Consider the following 22,626-nt stretch of genomic DNA (forward strand, 5'->3'; position numbering starts at 1 on the left):
GCGGGCCGCCGCCTCCTCGCGGCGCTCCGCCCGGCCCTTTCCCGTGGCGCCCATCCGTCCCCCGCCGCTCTCAGTACGCCCCGCGGCCGTCGGTGACGGCGCGCAGCGTACGGGCCATGAGCCCCATGTCCGTGGCCACCGACCAGTTGTCGACGTACCAGAGGTCGAGCGAGACGGTCTCCTGCCAGGACAGGTCGGAGCGCCCGCTCACCTGCCACAGGCCGGTCAGTCCCGGTTTCACCGCGAGCCTCCTCAGCTCGCGTTCGTCGTAGCGGGAGACCTCGTCCGGCAGCGGCGGACGTGGCCCCACCAGGGACATGTCACCTCTGAGGACGTTGACGAGCTGGGGCAGTTCGTCCAGGGACGAGCGGCGCAGCAGCCGGCCGATCCGGGTGACCCGGGGGTCCCGGCGCATTTTGAACATCGGGCCGTCGTTCTCGTTCGATGTGACGAGCCGGTCCTTGCGCTGCTCGGCGTCCACCACCATCGTGCGGAACTTCCACATGGTGAACGGGCGGTTGTGCTGCCCCTGCCGGGTCTGCCGGTGGAAGACGGGCCCCTGCGAGGTGAGCCCGACCAGTACCGCGATCAGCACCAGGAGCGGGGCCAGCGCGATCAGGCCGAGCGCCGCACCGGTGCGGTCCACCGCCGCCTTGAGCACCGGCTGCACGCCCCGGCGCAGCGGCGGAACGATGTGCAGCAGGGTCAGTCCGGCGGCCGAGGCGGGCCGGATCCGGCCCGCCGCGATCTCCGAGAGGTGCGAGAGGACGGACAGGTCGAGCCCGCCGTCGTGCAGCCCCCAGGTCAGCCGCCGTAAACGTTCCTCGGCAAGCTGCGGCCCCGGCACCACGAGCGCCAGATCCGCTTCGTAGGCGAAGGCGGCCCCCAGCACCGTCGAGGCGTCGTCGTCGGCGGGTGCCGGCGCGAGCCGCCCCGGCACCGGCGCCTCGCACGCCAGCGCCGCCGTCCCCACGGGTATCGCGGCCACGACGTGGTAGCCGTGGTCCGCCCGGGAACCGAGCATCCCCACCGCCCGGTCCACGCCCGCGGCCTCGCCGACCACCAGCACCCTCAGTGCCGTGCCGCCGCGCCCCGGCCACGGCAGGCGCCGCACTCCGGAGGCGGCTGCCGTCACGAGCAGGCCGGGGATCAGCGCGACGACGGCCGTCGCCGGGTCGATGGAGGGGTCGACGACGGTCCAGAGCACCGCCAGCAGACCGATGAGAACCAGCCAGTCGCCGGGAGCGGTCAGCGCCCCCGGCGGCCGGCCCGGGGCCCGTACCGCGTACCGTCCGCGCGCGGCGCGCACGCCGCACCACACGATCGAGGCCGCGAAGGCACCGGCCAGCGCCCGGGGCTGTCCGTCGGTGCGCAGCACGAACCAGGCGGGAAGCCCCAGGCCGAACAGGTCGAAGCAGACGACCAGCGGCAGATAGCGGCCGGCGCCGCTTCTCGGCCCGGGCCGGACGGAACGGTCGCGCTGTACGGTGCGGACCTGCCGCGGCGGGCCGAAGCCCCGGCCGCCGGGCCGGTCGGAAGCGGTCCGCGGACGAGGCGCCCCCGCCAGTCCCACGGGTCTCGATATCTCGGATTCGGGTAGCTCGACATGCCCCATGAACCCCCCAGTCACAGTTGCATCGCCACAAACGGGGCGCATCCGCCGATCCTATGGACTGACGGATGCGCCCTCGCTCGGTGCACGATATCCACACACGTGCCATTTCGCTGGAGTTCCAGTGAAGTTCAGACATGCGGGGTGACCCGTTACTCGTCCCGTTCCGCACCGCATCTCAGGTTCTGTGGGCGGCTGTTGGTATTTGGGACCCACCGTAATCGGATGCTGTGCGGATATGTACCTCTCCCCAGCCAACTACGCAGTGTGGTCGGTGAGTTGATCAACGGGACTTGCTCGCCCGCCGGGGCGTAGGCGCCGTCTGGGAGAATGCACCGCCGGGAGTACGGTGCCCGGCCACGAGCGAAAGAAGGACGCAGGGTGACTCCCGCGGAGATGAACTGGGCCGGCAACATCACGTTCGGGGCGAGGCGGCTGTGCGTTCCCCGTTCCGAGGCCGAGCTGCGGGAGACCGTCGCGGCCTCCTCCTCGGTACGGCCCCTGGGGACCCGGCACTCCTTCAACACCGTCGCCGACACCAAGGGAGACCTCGTCTCGGTGGCCGCACTGCCGCGGGTGGTCGACATCGACCCGGCGGAGCGGACGGTCACGGTGAGCGCGGGACTGCGCTTCGGCGAGTTCGCCGGCGAACTGCACGAGAGCGGCTTCGCGCTGCACAACCTGGGCTCGCTGCCGCACATCTCGGTGGCCGGCGCCTGCGCGACCGGCACCCATGGCTCGGGCGCGGCCAACCGCTCCCTCGCCGGGGCGGTGCGCGCCCTGGAACTGGTCACGGCGGACGGCGGGACGCTCGCACTGCGGCGCGGGGACCCGGACTTCCCCGGGGCGGTGGTCTCCCTGGGCGCGCTGGGGGTGGTGACCCGGCTGACGCTGGACCTGGTGCCCGCCTTCGACGTACAGCAGTGGGTCTACGAGGAGCTGCCCGAGGCCACGCTGACGGAGAGCTTCGACGCGGTGATGGCGGCCGCGTACAGCGTCAGCGTCTTCACCGACTGGCGGCCGGGGCCGGTCGGACAGGTGTGGCTCAAGGAGCGGGTGGGCGACGAGGGCCCCCGGCAGGCCCCGGACCGCCGGTTCGGCGCCCGCCTCGCCGACGGACCGCGCCACCCGATCCCCGGGGTACCGGCCGGCAACTGCACCCGGCAGCTGGGCGCGGCGGGCCCCTGGCACCGGCGGCTGCCGCACTTCCGGCTGGAGTTCACCCCGAGCAACGGCGACGAGCTGCAGTCGGAGTACTTCGTGGCGCGCGAGGACGCCGCCGCCGCGTACGAGGCCGTCGGCCGCCTGAGGGACCGGATCACCCCGCTGCTCCAGATCTCCGAGATCCGCAGCGTGGCCGGCGACGACCTGTGGCTGAGCCCCGCCGGCGGCCGGGACTCGGTGGCCTTCCACTTCACCTGGGTGCCCGACGCCGCGGCCGTGGCACCCGTGCTCCGGGAGATCGAGGAGGCGCTCGCGCCGTTCGGCGCCCGCCCGCACTGGGGCAAGGTCTTCGGCACCGAACCAGGCGTCCTGCGCACGCTGTACGGGCGGTACGAGGACTTCGAGAAGCTGGTGGCCCGGCACGACCCGGCCGGCACCTTCCGCAACGACTTCCTGGACCGGCACCTCGCCCGGTGATCCGCCCGGCACGGTCAGCGGCCCTCGCGTTCGTCCCGTGCCCGGGACGGCCAGGCGGCCGCCGATCGGCCCGGGGCGAGATGGTCCACCACATCGGCCAGCTCCTCGCAGGCCCGTTCGATCCGGCGCCGTACGTTCTGCTGCTCGGCGACGACGGCGGCCAGCAGCAGCGAGGTGAGCGCCACGGCGCCGTTCAGGACCGTGAGGTTCACCATGATCTCCAGGATGGAGTGCCCGGCGAACGGGCCCACCCTGTCGGTCCCCGCGACGACCGCCAGGACGGAGACCAGCAGGGCGCAGGGCGCACTGCCCGCGAGCTGGAACCGCAGGGCCGCCCAGACGATGATCGGGAACACCAGATAGATCATCGACAGCGGGCTCCGGGTCGCCACCAGCGCGCCCACGACCGCGACGACCAGCAGCGCCCCGGCCTCCCCCCACCGGTCCGTGGCCCGGGGCATCCGCACCCTGCGCAGTACGAGCAGCAGCGGGGTGACGATCAGCACCCCCATGGCGTCCCCGGCCCACCACGCCGCCCACACCGACCAGAACCCGCCGGCGGGCAGCTTGTCGTCCGCCACCAGCATCGCCGTCCCGGTGGTCGCGCTGATCACCATCCCGGCCATCGCGCCCAGGAAGACCAGCACGACGCCGTCCCGCAGCCGGTCGAGCTCCGTACGGAAGCCCGCGCGCCGCAGCATCAGGTAGGCGCACACGGGCGCGAGCGTGTTGCCCGCCACCACGACCGCGGTGGACGGCGTGACCGTACCGCTCAGCGTGGGGATGACCAGCAGCGAGCCGAGCGCGATGCCGGGCCAGATGCGGGGCCCCAGTAACAGCAGGGCGCTCACGGCGATCCCGGTCGGCGGCCACAGCGGGGTGACCACCGCGCCGTGCACGCTCACCTGCCGGATCAGCCCCAGGCCCCCGGCCACGAAGTACGCAGCGGCGACGGCCAGCATGCGCAGCACCGCCACGGCCGTACGTCGGGTCTTCTCGCTGCGGATCACGGTTCTCATCAGACACCTGCTCCCGCAGCGCGGGGCCGCGTGACACACCGGTGCCGGCGCGTGCCTCAGTCGGGGGCGCGCGCACCCGCCTCGTGGCGCAGGACCAGCACCGCCGCGTCGTCCTCGTGCCCGGTGCGCTCGGCCGAGCCCAGGATCGCGTCGGCCAGCTCGTCCGCGTCGTCTCCCACCCGGGAGCGCACCAGCCGCACCACGTCCGCGAGACCCTCGTCGATCGCGTACGAGGGGCCCTCGATCACCCCGTCGGTGAGCAGCACGAACGCCCCGTCGGCCGTGAGCCGCCGGGTGGTGACCGGGTACTCCTCGCCCGCCTGGATCCCGAGCGGCAGACCGCCCTCGTCCTCGGTGGTCCCCGACCGGCCGTCGGCGGTCGCCCACACGGCGGCCACATGGCCGGCGCGGGCGCTCTGGAGCTCCCGGGTGTGCGGGTCGAGCCGGACGAAGGTGCAGGTGGCGAGGAGACCGGAGTCCACGGCGAGCAGCAGGTCATTGGTACGCCCCACGACCTCGCCCGGGTCGGCCGCCGTCACCGCGAGCGCCCGCATCGCGATCCGGATCTGGCCCATGAACGCCGCCGCCTCGACATCGTGTCCCTGCACGTCGCCGATGGCGAACGCCAGCGCACCGTCCGGCAGCACGAACCCGTCGAACCAGTCGCCGCCGATGTCCAGCCCGCTGCGGGCGGGCGTGTACCGGGCGGCGGTGTGCAGCCCCGGCAGGGAGGGCAGAACGGAGGGCAGCATCTCGCGCTGGAGCGCCTCGGCCAGCTCCACCCGGGCCTGGTGCAGCTCCACCTCGCGGCGGGCCCGGGAGGTGAGGTGCTGGAGCGTGGTGAGCAGCTCTTCGGCGCTGGCCGAACGGGGAGGACGACGCCGGTTCATGGGCCGCTCCGCAGTGCATGGGGTGGCGAGCCGCACCACAGAGTCTGTCGTGGCGGGACAATCCGGGGGATCGGCAGGGATCCGGACGCGTACGAGGCCGCTGCCCGGCTGCCGCGGACGTCGCTCCTCGCATCCTATTTCGGCGGGGCGATCCGCGCAGGCCGAGCGCCCTCGGCCCGTTGGGTGGATGCTGGGAGTGGACCCGTGTGGCGGTGGCGCCTGCCGGCCGGCGCGGGCCGGGAGGTGCGCGATGAATCGCACGATGGAATGGACGGTGCGGGTCGATCTGTCCGAGGAGGACGGGACGACCAAGGCGGAAGCGGTGCTCGACACGGGCACGGCCAAACTCACCGGCCACGGGATCGCCCGCTGCAGTCCACAGGATCCGGACGTGCCCACCATCGGGGACGAACTCGCGGCGAGCCGCGCGATGCGCGATGTCGCGGGTCAGCTGATGACCGTCGCCGACCGTGCGCTCGGCGAGGCCGGCGCGGGCCCGGCCGACGGCCCCGTGCCCCCGCCGTACGCCTGGTCGGACGCGACCGCCTGACCCCGGGACTTGCCGCCCCCGGGCGCCTGGAGTGTCCTCTCGCCGCCTGCCGCCCCGGGCCGTAGCGTGACCGGCACAGAGGCCGGGCAGAGGCCCGGCGCACGAGTAGCCCCCGGGTGACCCCATGTGCTGGAGCGCGACCGCCGACCTCGTCGCGGGCAGTGCAGTGGCGGCGATCGGCGCCGCCTGCGTCCTGCGCACCCGCCGGGCCCGGGACCTGCCGCTCGCCTCCCTCCCGCTGCTCCTCGGGGCGCACCAGATCATCGAGTCCGCCGTCTGGCGCGCGGACGGCGGCAGCGGCCCTGCGACCGTGGCCTGGGCGGTCATCGCCCTGCCCCTGCTGGCGCTGTGGGTACCGGTGGGCGTGCTGTGCGCCGCCCCGGCGCACGCGCGGCGCCGCCTGACGGTCCCGCTCGCGGCCGGGGCCGCGACGTCGGCCGCTCTCGCGTACAGCCTGGCGACCCGGCCCGTGACCGCCGAGATCCGCGGCCACACCCTCGGCTATGTGCTGGACCTGCCGCGTCCGGAGCTGCTGGTCGCCGGCTACCTGCTGGCCACTGTCGGCTCCCTGCTGCTGTCCGGCGACCGCCGGCTGGCCTGGCTCGGCGTGATCGTGGCGGGCGGGGCCGCGGTCTGCGCGGCGCTGTGGCGGCTGGAGTTCATCTCCACCTGGTGCGCGTTCGCCGCCGTCTGCTCGGTGGTCCTGCTCGGCTGGGCCGGCAGACGGCCGGAGACCGGTTGACCACGTTTGTCACGGAATTGTCCCTGATGCGCAACACGCGCCGAGGTGCTGTCCCCGCACCGGGCGACCGGGCCAGTGTGTGCGTTCCCGGCATCACGCCGGGAAAGGACAACGCCCGGATACGCCTCACGGCCCGGGCGCGCATGTGAGGGGTCTTCATGTCCCGTTCCGCCCGGCGCGTCACCGCCGCCGTTCTCGCTTCCGGCGCACTGGTCGCCGCCGCCGCGCTCCCCGCGGTCGCCGACGGCCACGGCCGCGGTCACGACCCGCGCCCCACCGTCGTCCTGGGCCAGGTCCAGTACGACAGCCCTGGCCGGGACACCCGGTCGAACCGGAGCCTGAACGGTGAGTGGGTCACCGTCACCAACACCGGCCGCCGGGCGGTCAACCTGCGCGGCTGGACGCTCAGCGACGAGAGCCGCCACACCTACCGCTTCGACCTGCGGCTGCCCGGCCGCTCCTCGGTGCGCGTGCACACCGGCGCCGGCCGCGACAACAGCCGCGACGTCTACCAGGACCTGCGCCGCCACATCTGGGACGACAGCGACACGGCGACCCTCGAAGACGCGCGGGGCCACAAGGCCGACTCCAAGTCCTGGGGCCGGCACCACCACGGCCCCCGCCGCTGACCCCCGGCGCCCGCCCGACCGCGGCGCACCACGGCCCGACCGCCGTGGTGCGCCGCACCCGTGGGCCGGCTCAGGAGCCCCCAGAGGCCGCCGCCCGCTCCTCGTTCAGCGCGTCCACCGCGCCCCGCACATCGCCGATCGTCGTGTAGTCGACGGCGACGAAGTTCACCGGCCGGCCCCGCTCCCTCTCGCACCGCCGGACCCGGTCCAGCACCCAGTCGCGGGCGTTGACCTTCCCCGCGTCGATCCGGCTGCCGCCGGCGTCCGTGACGAAGTGGTTGAGCAGGAAGAGCCGCTTGCCGGTGCCGCCCCGGTGCGGGACACAGGTCATCTCACCGGGGGAGCGGAAGGCGAACGGCGTCTCCATCCCGTACCGGTAGAAGTTGCGGTACCAGGGCGCCGGTCCGTCGGCCTCCTCGGCGAACACCACCAGCCGCCGCCCGCTGCCGGTCATCTCGCCCAGCGTCGGCCACGGCTTCGCCGGATCGGGGTCCGGGGTGTGGACCAGATCGTCGATCCCCGCCTGCCGGAAGGCCCGTTCGGTGTCCTCACCGCTGATCGCGTCCTGGATGATCAGCGTCACCACCTCGGTGGGATGCTCCCGCATCCAGTCACCGATCGCGGCGAGAGCGGGCACCATCTCGACGGCCCCGGCCCGGCACACCGCGTGACACAGCCACAGCCCCGCGCGCGGCGGATTGAGCCGGTCGATCGCGGCCCCGATCAGCCGCCGCTGCTCCGGTGAGAACTCGGGGGTGTCGAGCCGCTGTGTGATCTCCCGCGAGGTCTCCCAGTGGTACGTGTCGATCTGCAGCGCCCGCGCCCCGGCGTCGAGCTGGGCCGTGACGGAGGGGTCCTGGAGCGGCCCGATGAACCGGTCGTACGTCGTCGCGTTGGCGTTGTGCGAGGTGACCTCGGCGACCTCGTCGTACCGCAGCCCGCACAGCTTCGCGCTCCCCTGACAGATCTGCGCGGCGCCCCGGTTGACTCCCACGGGTACGAGCAGCACCCCGGCCATCGCCGCGCACCCGGCCCCGGCGGCCAGCCCGCGCACCCGGGGCGCGGTGAGCGAGGCCCGCGGCCGCACCCGTACCGCCCAGCCCACCGCCGCCAGCAGCGCGCCGATCGCGAACGGGACCAGGGCGGTCGTCAGCGCGGTGAGGGCGATCCGGTCGAACGCCGCTCCCTGCAGATCGTCGACCAGCCCGGTCAGTCCGGGCGGCCAGGAGTCCGGCGGGGTCACCACCCGTCCGCCGGTGACCAGGCGCGCGAGCAGGACCGCGGACCCGGTCAGGACCGCACCCGAGAGGAGGGCCGCACCCAGCGCGGACAGCCGTCGGCCGGGCCCCGCCGGTGAGGCGAACCACAGCACCGCCAGGGACGCCACGCCCAGCACGCTCGCGAGGGCCTCCACCAGGCCGAGACCCTCGTGGGTCACCACCCGCGCCCGGTGGACGGCGTCGAGGTCGTTCCCCGAAGCGGCGAGCGCCTCGGTGATGTCCCACGTCCCGCCGCCGACCGTCGCCCGCAGCTCGGCCGCCGAGGCGCGGGTCCGCTCGGAGACGGCGGCCGGGGCCACCGCCGCGAGCGCCGTGGCCACATCGCCTTCGGCCAGCGCCACCGACACCTCCGGACGCAGCGCCTCCCGCGCCTCGGCCGGCACGGACCGCAGCAGCGCGTCCGTCGCCTGCCGGGCCTGGGCCTCTGAGAGCGGCAGCGCGGGCAGCCCCTCCGGGATCCGCCCGGCGACCAGTCCGTCCAGGGCCTTCTCCAGATCGGCCGAGAACGCGGCGAAGTCCGGCTCGGGCCGGTTCTGGAGCGAGGCGACCAGGTCACCGAAGTAGATCTGGGTGAGATCGCCCAGGTTGCCGGCGACCGGACGCAGATCCACGGTCAGCCGCAGCGTGTCGAGGTCACCGCGCAGGTAGCCGACCACGCCGTCGATCTGCTGGTGGGTCAGGTCCCGGACCGTCTCGGGCGGCAGCACCACCTTGAGGTTGGAGGTGACGATCGCCTCCGGGACCGGCAGCCGCGCCAGGAGGTCCCGGGTGACGCCCGAGGCCCGGGGATCGACGAGCACCTCGTCGTACAGGCGGTCGTAGGCGTGCCGGTCGTCGAGGACCGAGCGGTAGAAGGACGGCGACACCACCGTGCTGCGCGCGGTCGCGGTCAGGGCCATCACCAGGGTGCACAGGGCGGCCAGGACGAAGGCGACGGTGCGCAGGGCGTGCGGCTCCCGGCGGGAGGTGTCCATGCCCCCATGCTCCGTCTCCCCGCGCGATGCTGCGAGCGGAGCCGCCCCCGTGATCTGCCGGTCCGTCAGGGCCCTTCGCCGGGCGGGACCTCCTGCTCGGTCCACAGCGCCTTGCCGCCGGTGCCGTAGCGGGTGCCCCAGTGCGTGGCGAGCTGGGAGACGATGAACAGCCCGCGCCCGCCCTCGTCGACGGTGCGCGCATGCCGCAGATGCGGCGCCACCGGACTTGTGTCGTGGACCTCGCAGGTCAGGGTGCGGTCCAGCAGGAGCCGCAGATGCAGCGGCGGGGTGCCGTAACGGACCGCGTTGGTGATCAGCTCGCTCACGATCAGCTCGGTCGACTCGATGGTGTCCTCGCCGAGGTTCCAGCCCTCCAGCCGGTCGCGGACCAGGGTGCGGGCGACGGCCGGTGTGGTCCGGTCGTGGGCCAGCTCCCAGGTCGCCACCCGGTCCGCCGGTACGACCCCGGTCCTGGCGAGCAGCAGTGCGGCGCCGTCCGGATGGGTCTCGGCGGGCAGGTGGTAGACGACGGCGTCGCACAGCGCCTGCATCCCGCGCTCCGGAAACGCCAGGGCGTCCCGCACCCGCTCCACGGAGCGCTCCTCGGGCAGCAGCGAATCGGTCAGGAAGGCCAGCACACTGCCCTCTTCGAGCCGGACCGAGGCGGTGGCGAAGGGGGCACTGTCCTCGGAGAAGAGCATCGGCCCCTCCGGTACGTCCAGGTCGAGCGGGCGGCCGTCCGGGCCGACGACGACCGGGGCGGGACGCCCCGCCCGCGCCATCGTGCAGACCCGGGTGAACGGGTCGTAGACCGCGTACAGGCAGGCCGCCGTGAGCGACTGGCGGTGCAGCGAGTCACCGGGCGGCAGCGACCGGCGCTCCCGGGCCAGCCGGTCGGCCGTGTCGTTGAGCCGGGCCAGCACCTCGTCGGGCTCCAGGTCCAGACCGGCCAGCGCGTGGATGACCGTGCGCAGCTGCCCCATGGTGATGGCGGTCTGGAGGCCGTGCCCGGCCACATTGCCGATGATCAGCGCGGTACGCGCGCCGGACAGGCCGATGGTGTCGAACCAGCAGCCACTGTTGCGCCCCGGCAGCAGGACGTGCGCGGTCTCGATGGCGATACGGGCGCCGTCGTGCTGGGAAAGGAGCCGGCGCTGGACGGTAGAGGCGATGGCGTGGTCGTGGGCGTAGCGCCGGGCGTTCTCGATGCTCAGGGCCGTGTGCGCGGCGGCGGTCAGCGCGAGGGCGAGGTCGTTCTCGTCGTAGGGATCGGTGCCCTGGCACCGGTAGAGGCTCACGACACCGAGGAAGGCCCCGTGCAGTTTCAGCGGGACCACGATCAGGGAGTGGGCCCCGGTCACGGTGACCATCCGCGCGGTCACGGGATCGGCGTCCAGCCACGGGGTGTCCCGGCCGAGCGCGACGAGCCGGGGCCGCAGATCGGCGGCGGCGAGCGCGAACGGGGTGTGCTCCGGCAGCCGGCGCGTCTCGCCCACCAGGACATCACCGTCGACCCCGCGCCGGGCGGCCCGGCGCAGCGGCACATCGGCGCCCACCGGGCTGAGCGGCGCGTCCGCACCGCGCAGGACCTCGTCCACCACCTCGACCACGGCGAAGTCCGCGAACAGCGGCACCATCGCTGCCACCAGCCCCTCGCAGGCCGCCGCCACATCGAGCGAGTGGCCCACCTCCCGGCGCACCGAGGCCAGGCAGTCCGCCCGCAGCCGGGCCTTCTCGCGTTCGTTGACATCGACCACCGCCGCCAGCACCCCGAGCGCAGTGCCGTCGGGGGCGTCCAGGCGGTGCAGGGTGACCATCAGGCTGCGGTCGGGGCCGGGCGCCCCGGCGAGCCGGCCCCGGATCACCCGGTTGAGCACGGGCTCCCCGGTCTCCAGTACCTCGTGCAGCAGCCGGTCGGCCTCTTCGGGGTCGTCGAGCCGGTACGCCTCGGTGAAGTGCAGCCCCAGGATCCGGTCACTGGCGGCCGGGTCGGACAGGGTGTTGACGCGCTCCACCCGCAGCTGCGTGTCCAGGACGTGCAGGCCCACCGCGGACTGGCTGAACAGGGTGTCCAGCAGGGCCCTCTCCATGTCGTCGCCCGTGGGCGAGCCAGGGGCCGGTGCACCGGCATCCGACACGTCGCACCCCCAAAGGGCTCCGCCGCCCCGAAGGTCGGCGGCTCTGCGGACAGCCTGCGGACCCCGGCCCCGGCCCCGGCCCGCCACCGCGCCGCGGCGAACGGGTGAAGCGGCGCCGTACGGGACGACGCCCGGCGGCGGACTTTGCGAACCGGAGTTCTACGCCGACCCGTCCCCCGTGCCCTCTCCGGAGGCCGGCGGGGCGGGCGGGGCCGGGGAGTCCCCGGACTGCGGGGGCACCGGCTCCGGGGCGGACTCCGAGTTCGGGGGCTCCTGCGAGGCAGGCGGTTCCTGCGAGTCGGGCGGCGGCGGGGGCTCCTCCGACGACGGGGGAGGGGCGGGGGGTTCGGACGACGGCTCACCGGGCTGCGTCTGCGGCGCCGACGGTTCGTCGGACGACGGCGGACGCGACGAGGAGGAGTCCGACGGGCAGTCCCCCTTGTCGGACCCGGGCGGACACGGCTTCGCGCTGGCGTCGGCGGGCGGGTCGGTCTTCTTGTCGCCGCCGCCCGTGTCGCCCGCGTCGCGGGAGAACCAGCCGTCGCTCTGCGGGTCGTACATGACGAACTTGCGCACCGGGCGCGGCGCGGGCTCCACGACGACCACGTTCGAGGCCCGGTAGCCGGGCCAGGGCTTGCCCGTCTGCTTCGGCGTGCCCTTCAGCGCCACCGGCGGCAGCAACGGGTTGCCGCAGGCGCAGCGCACCCGGGGCACTCCCCGGTCGTCGACGAGAACGGCGGTGCCTGCCTGGAGAACGGCCTGGAAGCTGGTGGGGGAGCCGTCCCGGTAGCCGTGGTTGGTCACCCGGGTGTCCAGCCGCAGCTGCACCGGGGTGAGCGAGCGCAGGTAGGCCGGGACACCGGAGGGCTCGATGTCCAGGACCGAGGCGAAGGCCTTGTTCTTGTCGGGCTGGGCCGTCAGCGACTTGATCTGCTTCTCCACGTCGCAGCTGGCCACCTTGCGGGTGCCGCCGTACAGGCCCGGCGCCGAACCGTCCACGCCCTGCGTGACGTTGGTCCCGCTCGCCGATGCGCTCGCCGGTGCGGTCGGTGTCGCCGTCGCCGGGGAACTGTCGCGGGCGCTGGAGGGGGTGTACGGATCCGGGCCGGTCGAACTCGCCGCCTGGAGGAACACCTCACCGCCTGCCTTGGACGAACCGTCCGGACGGGTGAGGACGACGGTCAGCACCACCGCCGCCACGATCGCGACGGCGACGGTCGCCACCTTCGGCACCGACCGCCACCACGGGGACCGGGGACCGCCGCCGTCCGGGCTCCGCGCAGGCTCCTGCGGCGGCTGCCCGGAACCGCCGGAACCACCGGGCCCGGACGGACCGCCGTGACTGCCGCCGGAGGGCGGCCCGGCCGGCGGCCCGGAGGGGCGCTCCGGGGGCGGCGGGACGGGGCCCTGCTGCGAGGGGCCCGAGAGAGGTCCGGCGGGAAGGACACATGGTCGAGCAGCGTCTTGCGTCCCTTGTCGACGGCGACCGCCAGGTCCTGGACGTCGAGCGACACCTCACCGGTGTCGACGTACTCCTGGAGGGTGTCGCCGACCAGACAGAACGCGGAGTGGCCGATACCGACGATGTCACCCGGGGAGACCAGCGCGCGCCCGACCGGCTGGCCGTTGAGGAACGTGCCGTTGTGCGAGCCGAGGTCGACGATCTCGTACGTGCCGTCCGGCCGGGACAGCAGCTCGGCGTGGCGGCGGGAGACGCCCAGGTCGTCGACCACCAGGTCGTTGCCGGAGCCGCGGCCGATCCGCAGCGTACGGCTCGGCAGCGGGCGCACGGTGGTCGGCTGGCGGAACGTGCCGGTGGCTGCGGGCACGGAGACGGCGGACGGGCGGTCCGCTCGGGCGGGGCCGGGCTCCGGGGCGGCGTGCGGGCTCAGGACGGCCTGCGGGCCGTCCGCGGGATGGCCGAAGCGGATGACACTGCCGGGGCCGACGCCGGACTCATGGATCCGGTGGCCCGCGGTGTACGTGCCGTTCGTGCTGCCCTCGTCCTTGAGCGACCAGTGGCCGTCCAGCGGTTTGAGGACCGCGTGGTGCCAGGAGACCCGGACGTCGTCGATCACGATGTCGCTCAAGGGGTCGCGTCCGACGTGGTACTCCCGGTCCGGACTCATCACCGTCGGTCCTGCGTCGGTTTCGAGTACGAGCTCGGGCGCGGTCGGCGCTGCAGGCCGTTCTCCCATGCCCGAATTCTATCGATCGCTGCCGATATCCGCCCGGTCAGAAGGGTGTAGCGGCCATGCGCCCGGGTGGGGCCCGGCCCTTCGGCGACGGTCCGCCGAAGCGCCGGCCCCACCCGCCGGATCAGGCCTCCAGGGCCGCCGAGACGACCGCCTTGGCCTCCTCCTGGACCTGGCCGAGGTGCTCGGGCCCCCGGAAGGACTCCGCGTAGATCTTGTAGACGTCCTCGGTGCCCGAGGGGCGCGCCGCGAACCAGGCGTTCTCGGTCGTCACCTTGATCCCGCCGATCGGTGCCCCGTTGCCCGGTGCCGAGGTGAGCACGGCGGTGACCGGTTCGCCCGCGAGGGTGTCGGCGCCGACCTGCCCGGGAGAGAGGCGGGCGAGCACCGCCTTCTGCTCGCGGTCCGCCGGTGCGTCGATCCGCGCGTACGCGGGCTCGCCGAACCGGCGGGTCAGCGAGGCGTAGTGCTCCGACGGCGACCGGCCCGTCACCGCGAGGATCTCGGAGGCGAGCAGCGCCAGCAGGATGCCGTCCTTGTCCGTCGTCCAGACCGAGCCGTCCCGGCGCAGGAAGGACGCCCCGGCCGACTCCTCGCCGCCGAAGCCGAGCGACCCGTCGGACAGGCCGTCCACGAACCACTTGAAGCCGACCGGTACCTCGACGAGCGGCCGGCGCAGGCCGGCGGCCACCCGGTCGATCATGCCGGACGACACCAGGGTCTTGCCGATGCCCGCGGCGGACGGCCACCGGTCGCGGTGCGCGTACAGGTAGTTGATGGCCACGGCGAGATAGTGGTTGGGGTTCATCAGCCCGGCGTCGGGGGTGACGATGCCGTGCCGGTCCGCGTCGGCGTCGTTGCCGGTGGCGATGTCGAAGCTGTCGCGCCGGCCGATCAGCGAGGCCATCGCGTACGGCGACGAGCAGTCCATCCGGATCTTCCCGTCCCAGTCCAGCGTCATGAACCGCCAGGTGGGGTCGGTGAGCGGGTTGACCACGGTCAGATCGAGTTGGTGCTCGTCGGCGATGCGGCCCCAGTAGGCGACGGACGCCCCGCCCAGCGGGTCGGCGCCGATCCGCACCCCCGCCGCGCGGACGGCGTCCAGGTCGAGGACCGAGGGGAGGTCCGCGACATAGCTGCCGAGGAAGTCGTACCGGCCGGTCGTCCGGGCCGCCAGCGCGCGTACGTACCCAATGCGGCGCACGTCCTTGAGGCCGCCGGTGATGATCTCGTTCGCCCGGTCCTGGATCCAGCCGGTCGCGTCGGACCCGGCGGGGCCGCCGTTGGGCGGGTTGTACTTGAACCCGCCGTCGCCCGGCGGGTTGTGGGACGGGGTCACCACCACCCCGTCCGCGAGCCGCGAGGTGCGGCCACGGTTGTGCGTGAGGATGGCGTGCGACACCGCGGGGGTCGGGGTGTAGCCGTCGGCGGAGTCGATGAGCACGTCCACGTCGTTCGCCGCGAAGACCTCAAGCGCGGTGACCCGGGCGGGCTCCGACAGGGCGTGGGTGTCCGCCCCGAGGAAGAGCGGCCCGTCCGTGCCCTGCCGGGCGCGGTACTCGCTGATGGCCTGGCTCGTCGCCGCGATGTGGTCCTCGTTGAACGCGGTGGCCGTCGACGAACCGCGGTGCCCGGAGGTGCCGAACGCCACCCGCTGGCCGGGCTCGGCCGGGTCGGGGTGCAGCGCGTAGTACGCCGTCACCAGCCGTGCCACATCGGTCAGGTCCTCGGGACGCGCCTGCTGTCCGGCTCGTGTCTGCGGCATCTGCCACTCCTCCGTATCGGTCGGTCGCTGCGATCTGCCCGCAGGATCATTTTCGCCGGTCCCCGCCGTGCGCGGCAGGCCGCCCCGCCGTGCTGACGGCCACCGCCGCCGCGTATCCGGCCGGTACGGCGACATCCGTGACGGCCCAGCCGCCGGGGCCCGGCAGCGGCTCGGGACCGGTGCCCACGTACTCGCGGTCCAGGCCGCCCACCAGCCCCGTTCCCTCGCCCTTGAGGTACGCCTCCTTGCGGGTCCACACCCGGGCGAAGGCGGCGGGCCGCTCCTCCTCGGGCAGCGCGGCCAGCTCGGCGGATTCGGCCGGATGCAGCTGCCCCGCGATCTCCGACACGATGCGGGCCTCCGGAAGCCGCTCCACATCCACCCCGACCGGCACGTCCGCGAAGGCCAGCAGGGCGAGGCCCCGGGTGTGCGAGAGCGAGAAGTGCGTCCCGCCGCCGGTGGCGGGACGGCCGTGCGGGCCGCCGCAGGACGGGCAGCGCTCCCGCGTCAGCCGGACGGCCGCGGGGGAGACCCCCTGCCGGGCACCGAGCAGCACCCGCAGGGCCACATGCGCGGCGGTGTAGCAGTCGCGGTCGGCGGCGGAGACCAGCCGGGCCGCCCGGGCGCGCTCCTCGGCGTCGAGGATCGCGGGCGCGGTCCGTGCGGCATGCGCGGCCGTCCGTTCCACGTCCACCAGCCACAGTGCGGGGGAGCCGGGGCGCCAGTCGGGGGCGGGGCCCCGGTAGCCGTCCTCGGCGAGTGCGAACACGTCGGGCTGGTACACCGTTACGTCGATTCCTTGGCCGGTCGGGGCGCCGTGAGCGAGCGCGGCGGGGGTCGGTCACATCCTAGGGAGACCGGGTCCGGGCCGGGTGTCCTCCCCTCCCGAGCTGGCACCTTTCAGTTCCTTGCGGATTTACGCAAATTCTTTGCGTGATCTGCGGCTGTCCGGCCCTCCTCGCAGTCCGCGCACAAATGCCGTGATTGTCAGGTCAGTTGAAGCGGCATGGCCGGGTCCGTTTAGGTTCTTTCTTCTGTCGTAACAGTGGACTGCCCCTCATTTCTCTGCAACTCTCTGACCGCAAAACGCAAAAGTCCATCCTGTTGGTGCAGGAATTCATGCCCCGGCAGGTACGCAGACAGAGCCGCGCCTCGGCCGCACCCGGCGCCGAGGCCGAAGATCGGGGACATATGAGAACGCGACGCTGGAGACGGCGGGTCCTTTCCGCCGCCGTCTCCACCAGTCTGATGATGGTGGCCTGGCCGGCGCTCAACGCGTCCGCAGCCGGCGGCCCGAACATCGCCGCCGGTCAGCGGGCGGCGGCGAGCAGCGGCAAGTCGGCCGGGAACATCGCCGACGGGCAGCAGTCCACGTACTGGGAGGGATCCGCCAAGTCCCTGCCCCAGTGGGTCCAGAGCGACCTGGGCAAGGTCACCCGCATCGACCAGGTCACGCTGAAGCTGCCCGCCGACTGGAAGAGCCGCCGTCAGACGCTCTCCCTCCAGGGGAGCATCGACGGCACCAGCTTCGCCACGCTGAAGACCTCGGCCGCCTACACCTTCGCACCGGGCAGCTCCAACAAGGTCACCATCAGCTTCCCGGCCACCCAGGCCCGTTTCGTACGGGCCGACATCACCGCGAACACCGGGGCGAAGAACGGGCAGCTCGCCGAGCTGGAGGTCCGCGCGGCGGCGGAGTCCTCCGTGAACCTCGCCGCCGGCAGGCCCCTCACGGCCAGCAGCTACACCCAGACCTACATCGCGTCCAACGCCAACGACGGCAACGCGGCCAGCTACTGGGAGAGCCGCAACGGCGAACTGCCGCAGTGGATCCAGGCCGACCTGGGCTCATCGGTGCGCGTCGACCGTGTGGTGCTGCGCCTGCCGGACGGCTGGGAGACCCGCAGCCAGACGCTGAAGATCCAGGGCAGCACCAACGGCTCCGACTTCACGGACCTGACGCAGTCCAAGGCGTACACCTTCAGCCCCACGGCCGGTGAGTCGGCGTCGATCACCTTCGACGCCACGACCACCCGCTATGTGCGCGTCCTGGTCAGCGCCAACACCGTCCAGCCCGGCGCCCAGGTCTCCGAGCTGGAGATCTACGGCCCCGCGTCCGGCGACACCCAGGCGCCCACCGCGCCGACCCAGCTGGCGTACACCGAACCGGCCACCGGCCAGATCCGGCTGACCTGGAAGGCGTCGACGGACGACACCGCCGTCACCGGCTACGACATCTACGCCGACAACACCCTGCTGACCAGCGTGGCCGGCAACGTCACCACGTTCACCGACACCCGCCCGGCCGGTGCCACCGTGTCGTACTACGTGCGGGCCAGGGACGCGGCCGGCAACGTCTCGGGGAACAGCAACACCGTCACCCGCAGCGGGGACACCGGCGACACCCAGGCGCCCACAGCACCGGCGAACCTGAGCTTCACCGAGCCTGCCTCCGGTCAGATCAAGCTGGTCTGGCAGGCGTCCTCCGACAACAAGGGCGTCACCGGCTACGACATCTACGCCAACAACGTGCTGCGCAAGAGCGTGGCCGGCGATGTCACCACCTACACCGACACCCAGCCCGCCGGCACCACGGTCTCCTACACCGTGCGGGCCAGGGACGCGGCCGGCAACGTCTCGGGCGACAGCAACACCGTCACCCGCAACGGCAGCACGGGCGCGGCCTCCAACCTGGCGGTCGGCAAGCCCATCACCGCCTCCTCCGTGGTCCACACCTTCGTCGCGGAGAACGCCAACGACAACCAGCTCAGCACCTACTGGGAGGGCGCCGGGGGCAGCTACCCCAACACCCTCACGGTGAAGCTGGGCGCCAACGCCGACACGGAGAGCGTCGTCGTCAAGCTCAACCCGGACAGCAGCTGGGGGGCCAGGACCCAGAACATCCAGGTCCTCGGCCGCGAGCAGAGCGCCTCGTCCTTCACCAGCCTGGTCGCCGCCAAGGACTACGCGTTCAGCCCGGCGAGCGGCAACTCGGTGACCATCCCGGCCGGCGGCCGGGTCGCCGACGTGCAGCTGAAGTTCAACTCCAACACCGGCTCCGGCGCCGGCCAGGTCGCCGAGTTCCAGGTCCTGGGGGCTCCGGCACCCAACCCGAACCTCCAGGTCACCTCGCTGACTGCGGCCCCGGCCGCACCGGTCGAGTCGGACCCGGTCACCCTCACCGCGACGGTGCGCAACAGCGGCTCGGTCGCGGCTGCGGCGAGCAGACTCGAATTCCGGCTCGGCGGCTCCAAGGTCGCCACCGCGTCCGTGGGCGCGCTGGCGGGCGGCGCCTCCACCCAGGTCAGCGCCGAGATCGGTCCGCGCGACGCGGGCACGTACGCGCTGAGTGCCGTGGCCGACCCGGCCAACGAGGTCATCGAGCAGAACGAGACCGACAACACCTACACCAGCGCGAGCGGCCTCGTCGTGAAGCCCGTCGCCAGCTCGGACCTGGTCGCCACCGGGGTGAGCACCTCGCCGTCGGCCCCGGCCAACGGCGACAACGTCACCTTCTCCGTCGCCCTCAAGAACCAGGGCACGGTGGCCTCCGCCTCCGGCGGCCACGCCATCACGCTGACCCTGCTCGACGCCAAGGGTGCCACGGTGAAGACCCTCACCGGCAGTTACAACGGGGCGATAGCCGCGGGTGCCACGAGCGCCCCGGTCGGCCTCGGCAGCTGGACGGCGGCCAACGGCTCGTACACCGTGAGGACGGTCGTCGCGGACGACGCCAACGAACTCCCGGTCAAGCGCGAGAACAACACCGCCACCAGCTCTCTCTTCGTCGGGCGCGGCGCCAACATGCCGTACGACATGTACGAGGCGGAGGACGGTGTCACCGGCGGCGGTGCCCAGGTCGTCGGGCCGAACAGGACCGTCGGCGACGTGGCGGGCGAGGCCTCGGGCCGCAAGGCCGTCACGCTGAACAACACCGGCAACTACGTCGAGTTCACCACCAGGGCCAGCACCAACACCCTGGTGACCCGCTACTCCATCCCCGACTCCGCCGGCGGCGGTGGCATCGACTCCAAGCTGAACATCTACGTCGACGGCACCTTCCTCAAGGCGATCGACCTCACCTCGAAGTACGCCTGGCTGTACGGCGCCGAGACCGGCCCCGGGAACTCCCCGGGCTCCGGCTCGCCGCGGCACATCTACGACGAGGCGAACGTGATGCTGGGCAGGACCGTCCCGGCGGGCAGCAAGATCCGCCTCCAGAAGGACGCCGCCAACACCAGCACCTACGCGATCGACTTCGTCAGCCTGGAGCAGGCGACCCAGATCGCCAACCCGGACCCGGCCGCGTACACCGTCCCCGCCGGATTCACCCACCAGGACGTCCAGAACGCCCTGGACAAGGTGCGCATGGACACCACGGGCAAGCTGACCGGCGTCTACCTGCCGGCCGGTGACTACGAGACCGCCAGCAAGTTCCAGGTCTACGGCAAGGCCGTCAAGGTCGTCGGGGCGGGGCCCTGGTACACCAGGTTCCACGCGCCCTCCGGCCAGGAGAACACCGACATCGGCTTCCGGGCCGAGGACAGCGCCAAGGGCTCGACGTTCGCCGGCTTCGCGTACTTCGGCAACTACACCTCGCGCATCGACGGCCCCGGCAAGGTCTTCGACTTCTCCAATGTGACGGACATGGTCATCGACAACGTCTGGAACGAGCACACGGTGTGCCTCTACTGGGGTGCCAACACCGACAACATCACCATCAAGAACTCCCGCATCCGTGACACGTTCGCCGACGGCATCAACATGACCAACGGCTCGACGGACAACCACGTCGTCAACAACGAGTCGCGGGCCACCGGTGACGACAGCTTCGCGCTGTTCTCGGCGATCGACTCCGGCGGCGCGGACATGAAGAACAACGTCTACGAGAACCTCACCTCGATCCTGACCTGGCGTGCGGCGGGTGTCGCCGTCTACGGCGGCTACAACAACACCTTCCGCAACATCCACATCGCGGACACCCTGGTCTACTCCGGCATCACGGTCAGCTCGCTGGACTTCGGCTACCCGATGAACGGCTTCGGGACCGAGCCGACGACGGTCGAGAACGTCTCGGTGGTCCGCTCCGGCGGTCATTTCTGGGGGACGCAGACCTTCCCCGGGATCTGGCTGTTCTCGGCCTCCAAGGTCTTCCAGGGCATCCGGATCAACCATGTGGACATCGTCGACCCGACGTACAGCGGCATCATGTTCCAGACCAACTACGTGGGAGGTCAGCCGCAGTTCCCGATCAAGGACACCGTCCTGACGGACATCTCGATCACCGGCGCCCGCAAGAGCGGTGACGCCTTCGACGCCAAGTCCGGCTTCGGACTGTGGGCCAATGAGATGCCCGAGGCCGGCCAGGGGCCCGCCGTCGGCGAGGTCACCTTCAACGGGCTCAGGCTCAGCGGCAACGCGCAGGACGTGAAGAACACGACGTCCACCATGAAGATCAACATCAACCCGTAACCGGCTCTTCACCGAAGGGGCGCCGTCCGGTCCGCCGGGCGGCGCTCCGCGCTGCGTGGAGGCCGGTTCCCGCACGGCGTCTGCAGAGTGCTGTCAAACTTTTACGAAAACTGCGCGAGATATTGCGTTCACATGTCGACGCTGGTTGAGTGTGCCTCGCCCCGGCAGAGAGTCGGCCGAGGGCCATCCACGCTCATGCCCAAAAGGGGACCATCGATGAGAAGTGCTGGGTTGCGCCGCACACGCCGTATCAGCCGTGCCTCCGCGGCTGCCCTTGTCACCGCACTTGCCCTGACCTCGCTCGCGTCCTGCGGCACGAGCAGCAGCAAGGACGACGACTCGAGCAGTGCGTCCAAGGGGTCGTCCGACCCTTCGGCTCCGCTGGACCCGAAGACGAAGGTGACGATCTCGATCGACTGCATGCCGCCGGCGGCCAAGGCCGCGGAGCTGCGTGAGTGGAACGAGGACATCAAGACGTTCAACAAGACGTACCCGAACGTCAAGATCAATGGAAAGTCCACCCCCGGCCAGTGCAACGAGCCGCCCCGCTTCACCGCGATGCTCAAGGGGAAGTCGCAGCCCGACGTCTTCTACGCGTACTTCACCGACCTCCAGCAGGTCCTGGACAACGACGGTGCCGAGGACATCTCCGCGTACGTCACGGAGAAGACCGTGCCGGCGCTCAAGGACATCCAGCCCCAGGTCGTGGACGTGGCCCGCAAGGACGGCAAGCTCTACGGGCTGCCGACCAGCAACTACACCATGGGCCTGATGATCAACCGGAAGCTCTTCACGGAGGCCGGCCTCGACCCGAACACCCCGCCGTCCACCTGGGAGGAGGTCCGCACCGCCGCCAAGAAGATCGCGGGCCTGGGCAAGGGCATAGCCGGTTTCGGCGAGTACAGCGCCGGCAACAACGGCGGCTGGCACTTCGCCGCCACCCAGTACGGCCTCGGCGGCGACGTCGTCGACGCCTCCGGCAAGAAGGCGGCCTTCAACAACGCCACCGGCAAGCAGGTCCTCCAGCAGCTGCACGACATGCGCTGGGAGGACGACAGCATGGGCAAGACCCAGCTGCTCAAGTGGGGCGACCTCCAGAAGCAGATCGCCAGCGACAAGCTCGGCATGTTCCTCGCCGCCCCCGACGACATCGCCTACATGGTGCAGCAGCTCGGCGCCAAGTACGAGACCTTCGGCCTGGGCCCGATCCCCGGCGCCAAGGGCACGCTCTTCGGCGGCAACAACTACCTGATCAAGAAGGGCAGCTCGCCCGACCAGATCAAGGCCGCCATCGCCTGGCTGAACTTCAAGAACCTCAGCCCCGGCAAGGGACAGTTCGACTGGGCCCGCACCAAGGCCGACAAGCTGCCCGTCGGGCTGCCGCAGCCGAACTTCTTCCTCGGTGAGAGCAAGACCAAGGACGATGCCGCGCGCGCCGAGAACGCGACGATGCCCGTCGAGAACTTCAAGGCGTTCATGGACAACCCGGTCCCCGGCAAGTCCGAGCCGCCGAAGGCGCAGGAGATCTACAAGATCCTCGACAACGCCATGTCCGGTGTGCTGACCAACAAGAACGCCGACGTCGACAAGCTGCTCTCCACCGCCGAGCAGCAGGTCAACCAGGTTCTGGCGAACCAGTAACGGACGCGCGGGGCCGGGTCACGCGGACCCGGCCCCGCATCCGGACCCGTCCGACTGCGCTCGAAGTTCACCGGCACC

14 protein-coding genes and 1 pseudogene are annotated in these 22,626 nt (G+C 72.2%); 6 read left to right on the forward strand and 9 right to left on the reverse strand.

Features of this window, described 5'->3' with window-relative positions:
- Positions 1-70: 70 nt before the first annotated feature.
- Positions 71-1,573 (reverse strand): sugar transferase, encoded by a 1,503-nt coding sequence (locus RLT58_RS32945; protein ID WP_311314010.1) that lies wholly within the window; start codon positions 1,571-1,573, stop codon positions 71-73.
- A 420-nt stretch (positions 1,574-1,993) separates the two neighbouring features.
- Here RLT58_RS32945 and RLT58_RS32950 point away from each other — a divergent pair, with 420 nt between their 5' ends.
- Complete coding sequence (locus tag RLT58_RS32950) at positions 1,994-3,253, forward strand: FAD-binding protein (RefSeq protein WP_311314011.1); 1,260 nt, start codon at positions 1,994-1,996, stop codon at positions 3,251-3,253.
- Between the two features lie 14 nt (positions 3,254-3,267).
- Here the strand turns inward: RLT58_RS32950 and RLT58_RS32955 are convergent, their stop codons facing one another.
- Complete coding sequence (locus RLT58_RS32955; protein WP_311314725.1) at positions 3,268-4,263, reverse strand: MASE1 domain-containing protein; 996 nt, start codon at positions 4,261-4,263, stop codon at positions 3,268-3,270.
- A gap of 65 nt (positions 4,264-4,328) precedes the next feature.
- Positions 4,329-5,162, reverse strand: coding sequence for a PP2C family protein-serine/threonine phosphatase (locus RLT58_RS32960; RefSeq protein WP_311314012.1), 834 nt, complete (start codon positions 5,160-5,162; stop codon positions 4,329-4,331).
- A 250-nt stretch (positions 5,163-5,412) separates the two neighbouring features.
- Here RLT58_RS32960 and RLT58_RS32965 point away from each other — a divergent pair, with 250 nt between their 5' ends.
- From RLT58_RS32965 to RLT58_RS32975, 3 genes are all read left to right on the forward strand, one after another.
- Positions 5,413-5,712, forward strand: coding sequence for a DUF1876 domain-containing protein (locus RLT58_RS32965; RefSeq protein WP_311314013.1), 300 nt, complete (start codon positions 5,413-5,415; stop codon positions 5,710-5,712).
- 124 nt (positions 5,713-5,836) lie between these two features.
- Positions 5,837-6,454, forward strand: a complete 618-nt coding sequence (locus RLT58_RS32970; protein ID WP_311314014.1) for a DUF6629 family protein — start codon at positions 5,837-5,839, stop codon at positions 6,452-6,454.
- Between the two features lie 158 nt (positions 6,455-6,612).
- Positions 6,613-7,083 (forward strand): lamin tail domain-containing protein, encoded by a 471-nt coding sequence (locus RLT58_RS32975; protein WP_311314015.1) that lies wholly within the window; start codon positions 6,613-6,615, stop codon positions 7,081-7,083.
- 70 nt (positions 7,084-7,153) lie between these two features.
- On the opposite strand, the gene RLT58_RS32980 is transcribed toward RLT58_RS32975, so the two are convergent.
- The 6 genes and pseudogenes from RLT58_RS32980 to RLT58_RS33005 form a co-directional block, all read right to left on the reverse strand.
- Positions 7,154-9,337 carry a phosphoinositide-specific phospholipase C-related protein gene (locus RLT58_RS32980; RefSeq protein WP_311314016.1) on the reverse strand — a complete coding sequence of 728 codons (2,184 nt, stop codon included), beginning with the start codon at positions 9,335-9,337 and terminating at the stop codon, positions 7,154-7,156.
- A gap of 65 nt (positions 9,338-9,402) precedes the next feature.
- Positions 9,403-11,475, reverse strand: coding sequence for a SpoIIE family protein phosphatase (locus RLT58_RS32985; protein WP_311314017.1), 2,073 nt, complete (start codon positions 11,473-11,475; stop codon positions 9,403-9,405).
- Between the two features lie 159 nt (positions 11,476-11,634).
- On the reverse strand, positions 11,635-12,708 hold the full coding sequence (locus tag RLT58_RS32990; protein ID WP_311314018.1) for a DUF6777 domain-containing protein: 1,074 nt from the start codon (positions 12,706-12,708) through the stop codon (positions 11,635-11,637).
- A 203-nt stretch (positions 12,709-12,911) separates the two neighbouring features.
- Positions 12,912-13,673 (reverse strand): annotated as a pseudogene (locus tag RLT58_RS32995) (FHA domain-containing protein); the annotation flags it as partial.
- A 121-nt stretch (positions 13,674-13,794) separates the two neighbouring features.
- Positions 13,795-15,435, reverse strand: coding sequence for a phosphoglucomutase (alpha-D-glucose-1,6-bisphosphate-dependent) (gene pgm / locus RLT58_RS33000; protein WP_311314019.1), 1,641 nt, complete (start codon positions 15,433-15,435; stop codon positions 13,795-13,797).
- Positions 15,436-15,481: 46 nt separating this feature from the next.
- Positions 15,482-16,219: a 4'-phosphopantetheinyl transferase family protein gene (locus tag RLT58_RS33005; protein ID WP_311314020.1), complete on the reverse strand. Its 738-nt coding sequence runs from the start codon at positions 16,217-16,219 to the stop codon at positions 15,482-15,484.
- Between the two features lie 407 nt (positions 16,220-16,626).
- Here RLT58_RS33005 and RLT58_RS33010 point away from each other — a divergent pair, with 407 nt between their 5' ends.
- Together RLT58_RS33010 and RLT58_RS33015 are read left to right on the forward strand one after the other, a co-directional pair.
- Positions 16,627-20,907 carry a discoidin domain-containing protein gene (locus tag RLT58_RS33010; RefSeq protein WP_311314021.1) on the forward strand — a complete coding sequence of 1,427 codons (4,281 nt, stop codon included), beginning with the start codon at positions 16,627-16,629 and terminating at the stop codon, positions 20,905-20,907.
- 216 nt (positions 20,908-21,123) lie between these two features.
- Positions 21,124-22,548: an extracellular solute-binding protein gene (locus RLT58_RS33015; RefSeq protein ID WP_311314022.1), complete on the forward strand. Its 1,425-nt coding sequence runs from the start codon at positions 21,124-21,126 to the stop codon at positions 22,546-22,548.
- Positions 22,549-22,626: the final 78 nt, after the last annotated feature.

The organism is Streptomyces sp. ITFR-16, assembly GCF_031844705.1.
In the GTDB taxonomy this organism is placed as follows: Bacteria; Actinomycetota; Actinomycetes; order Streptomycetales; family Streptomycetaceae; genus Streptomyces.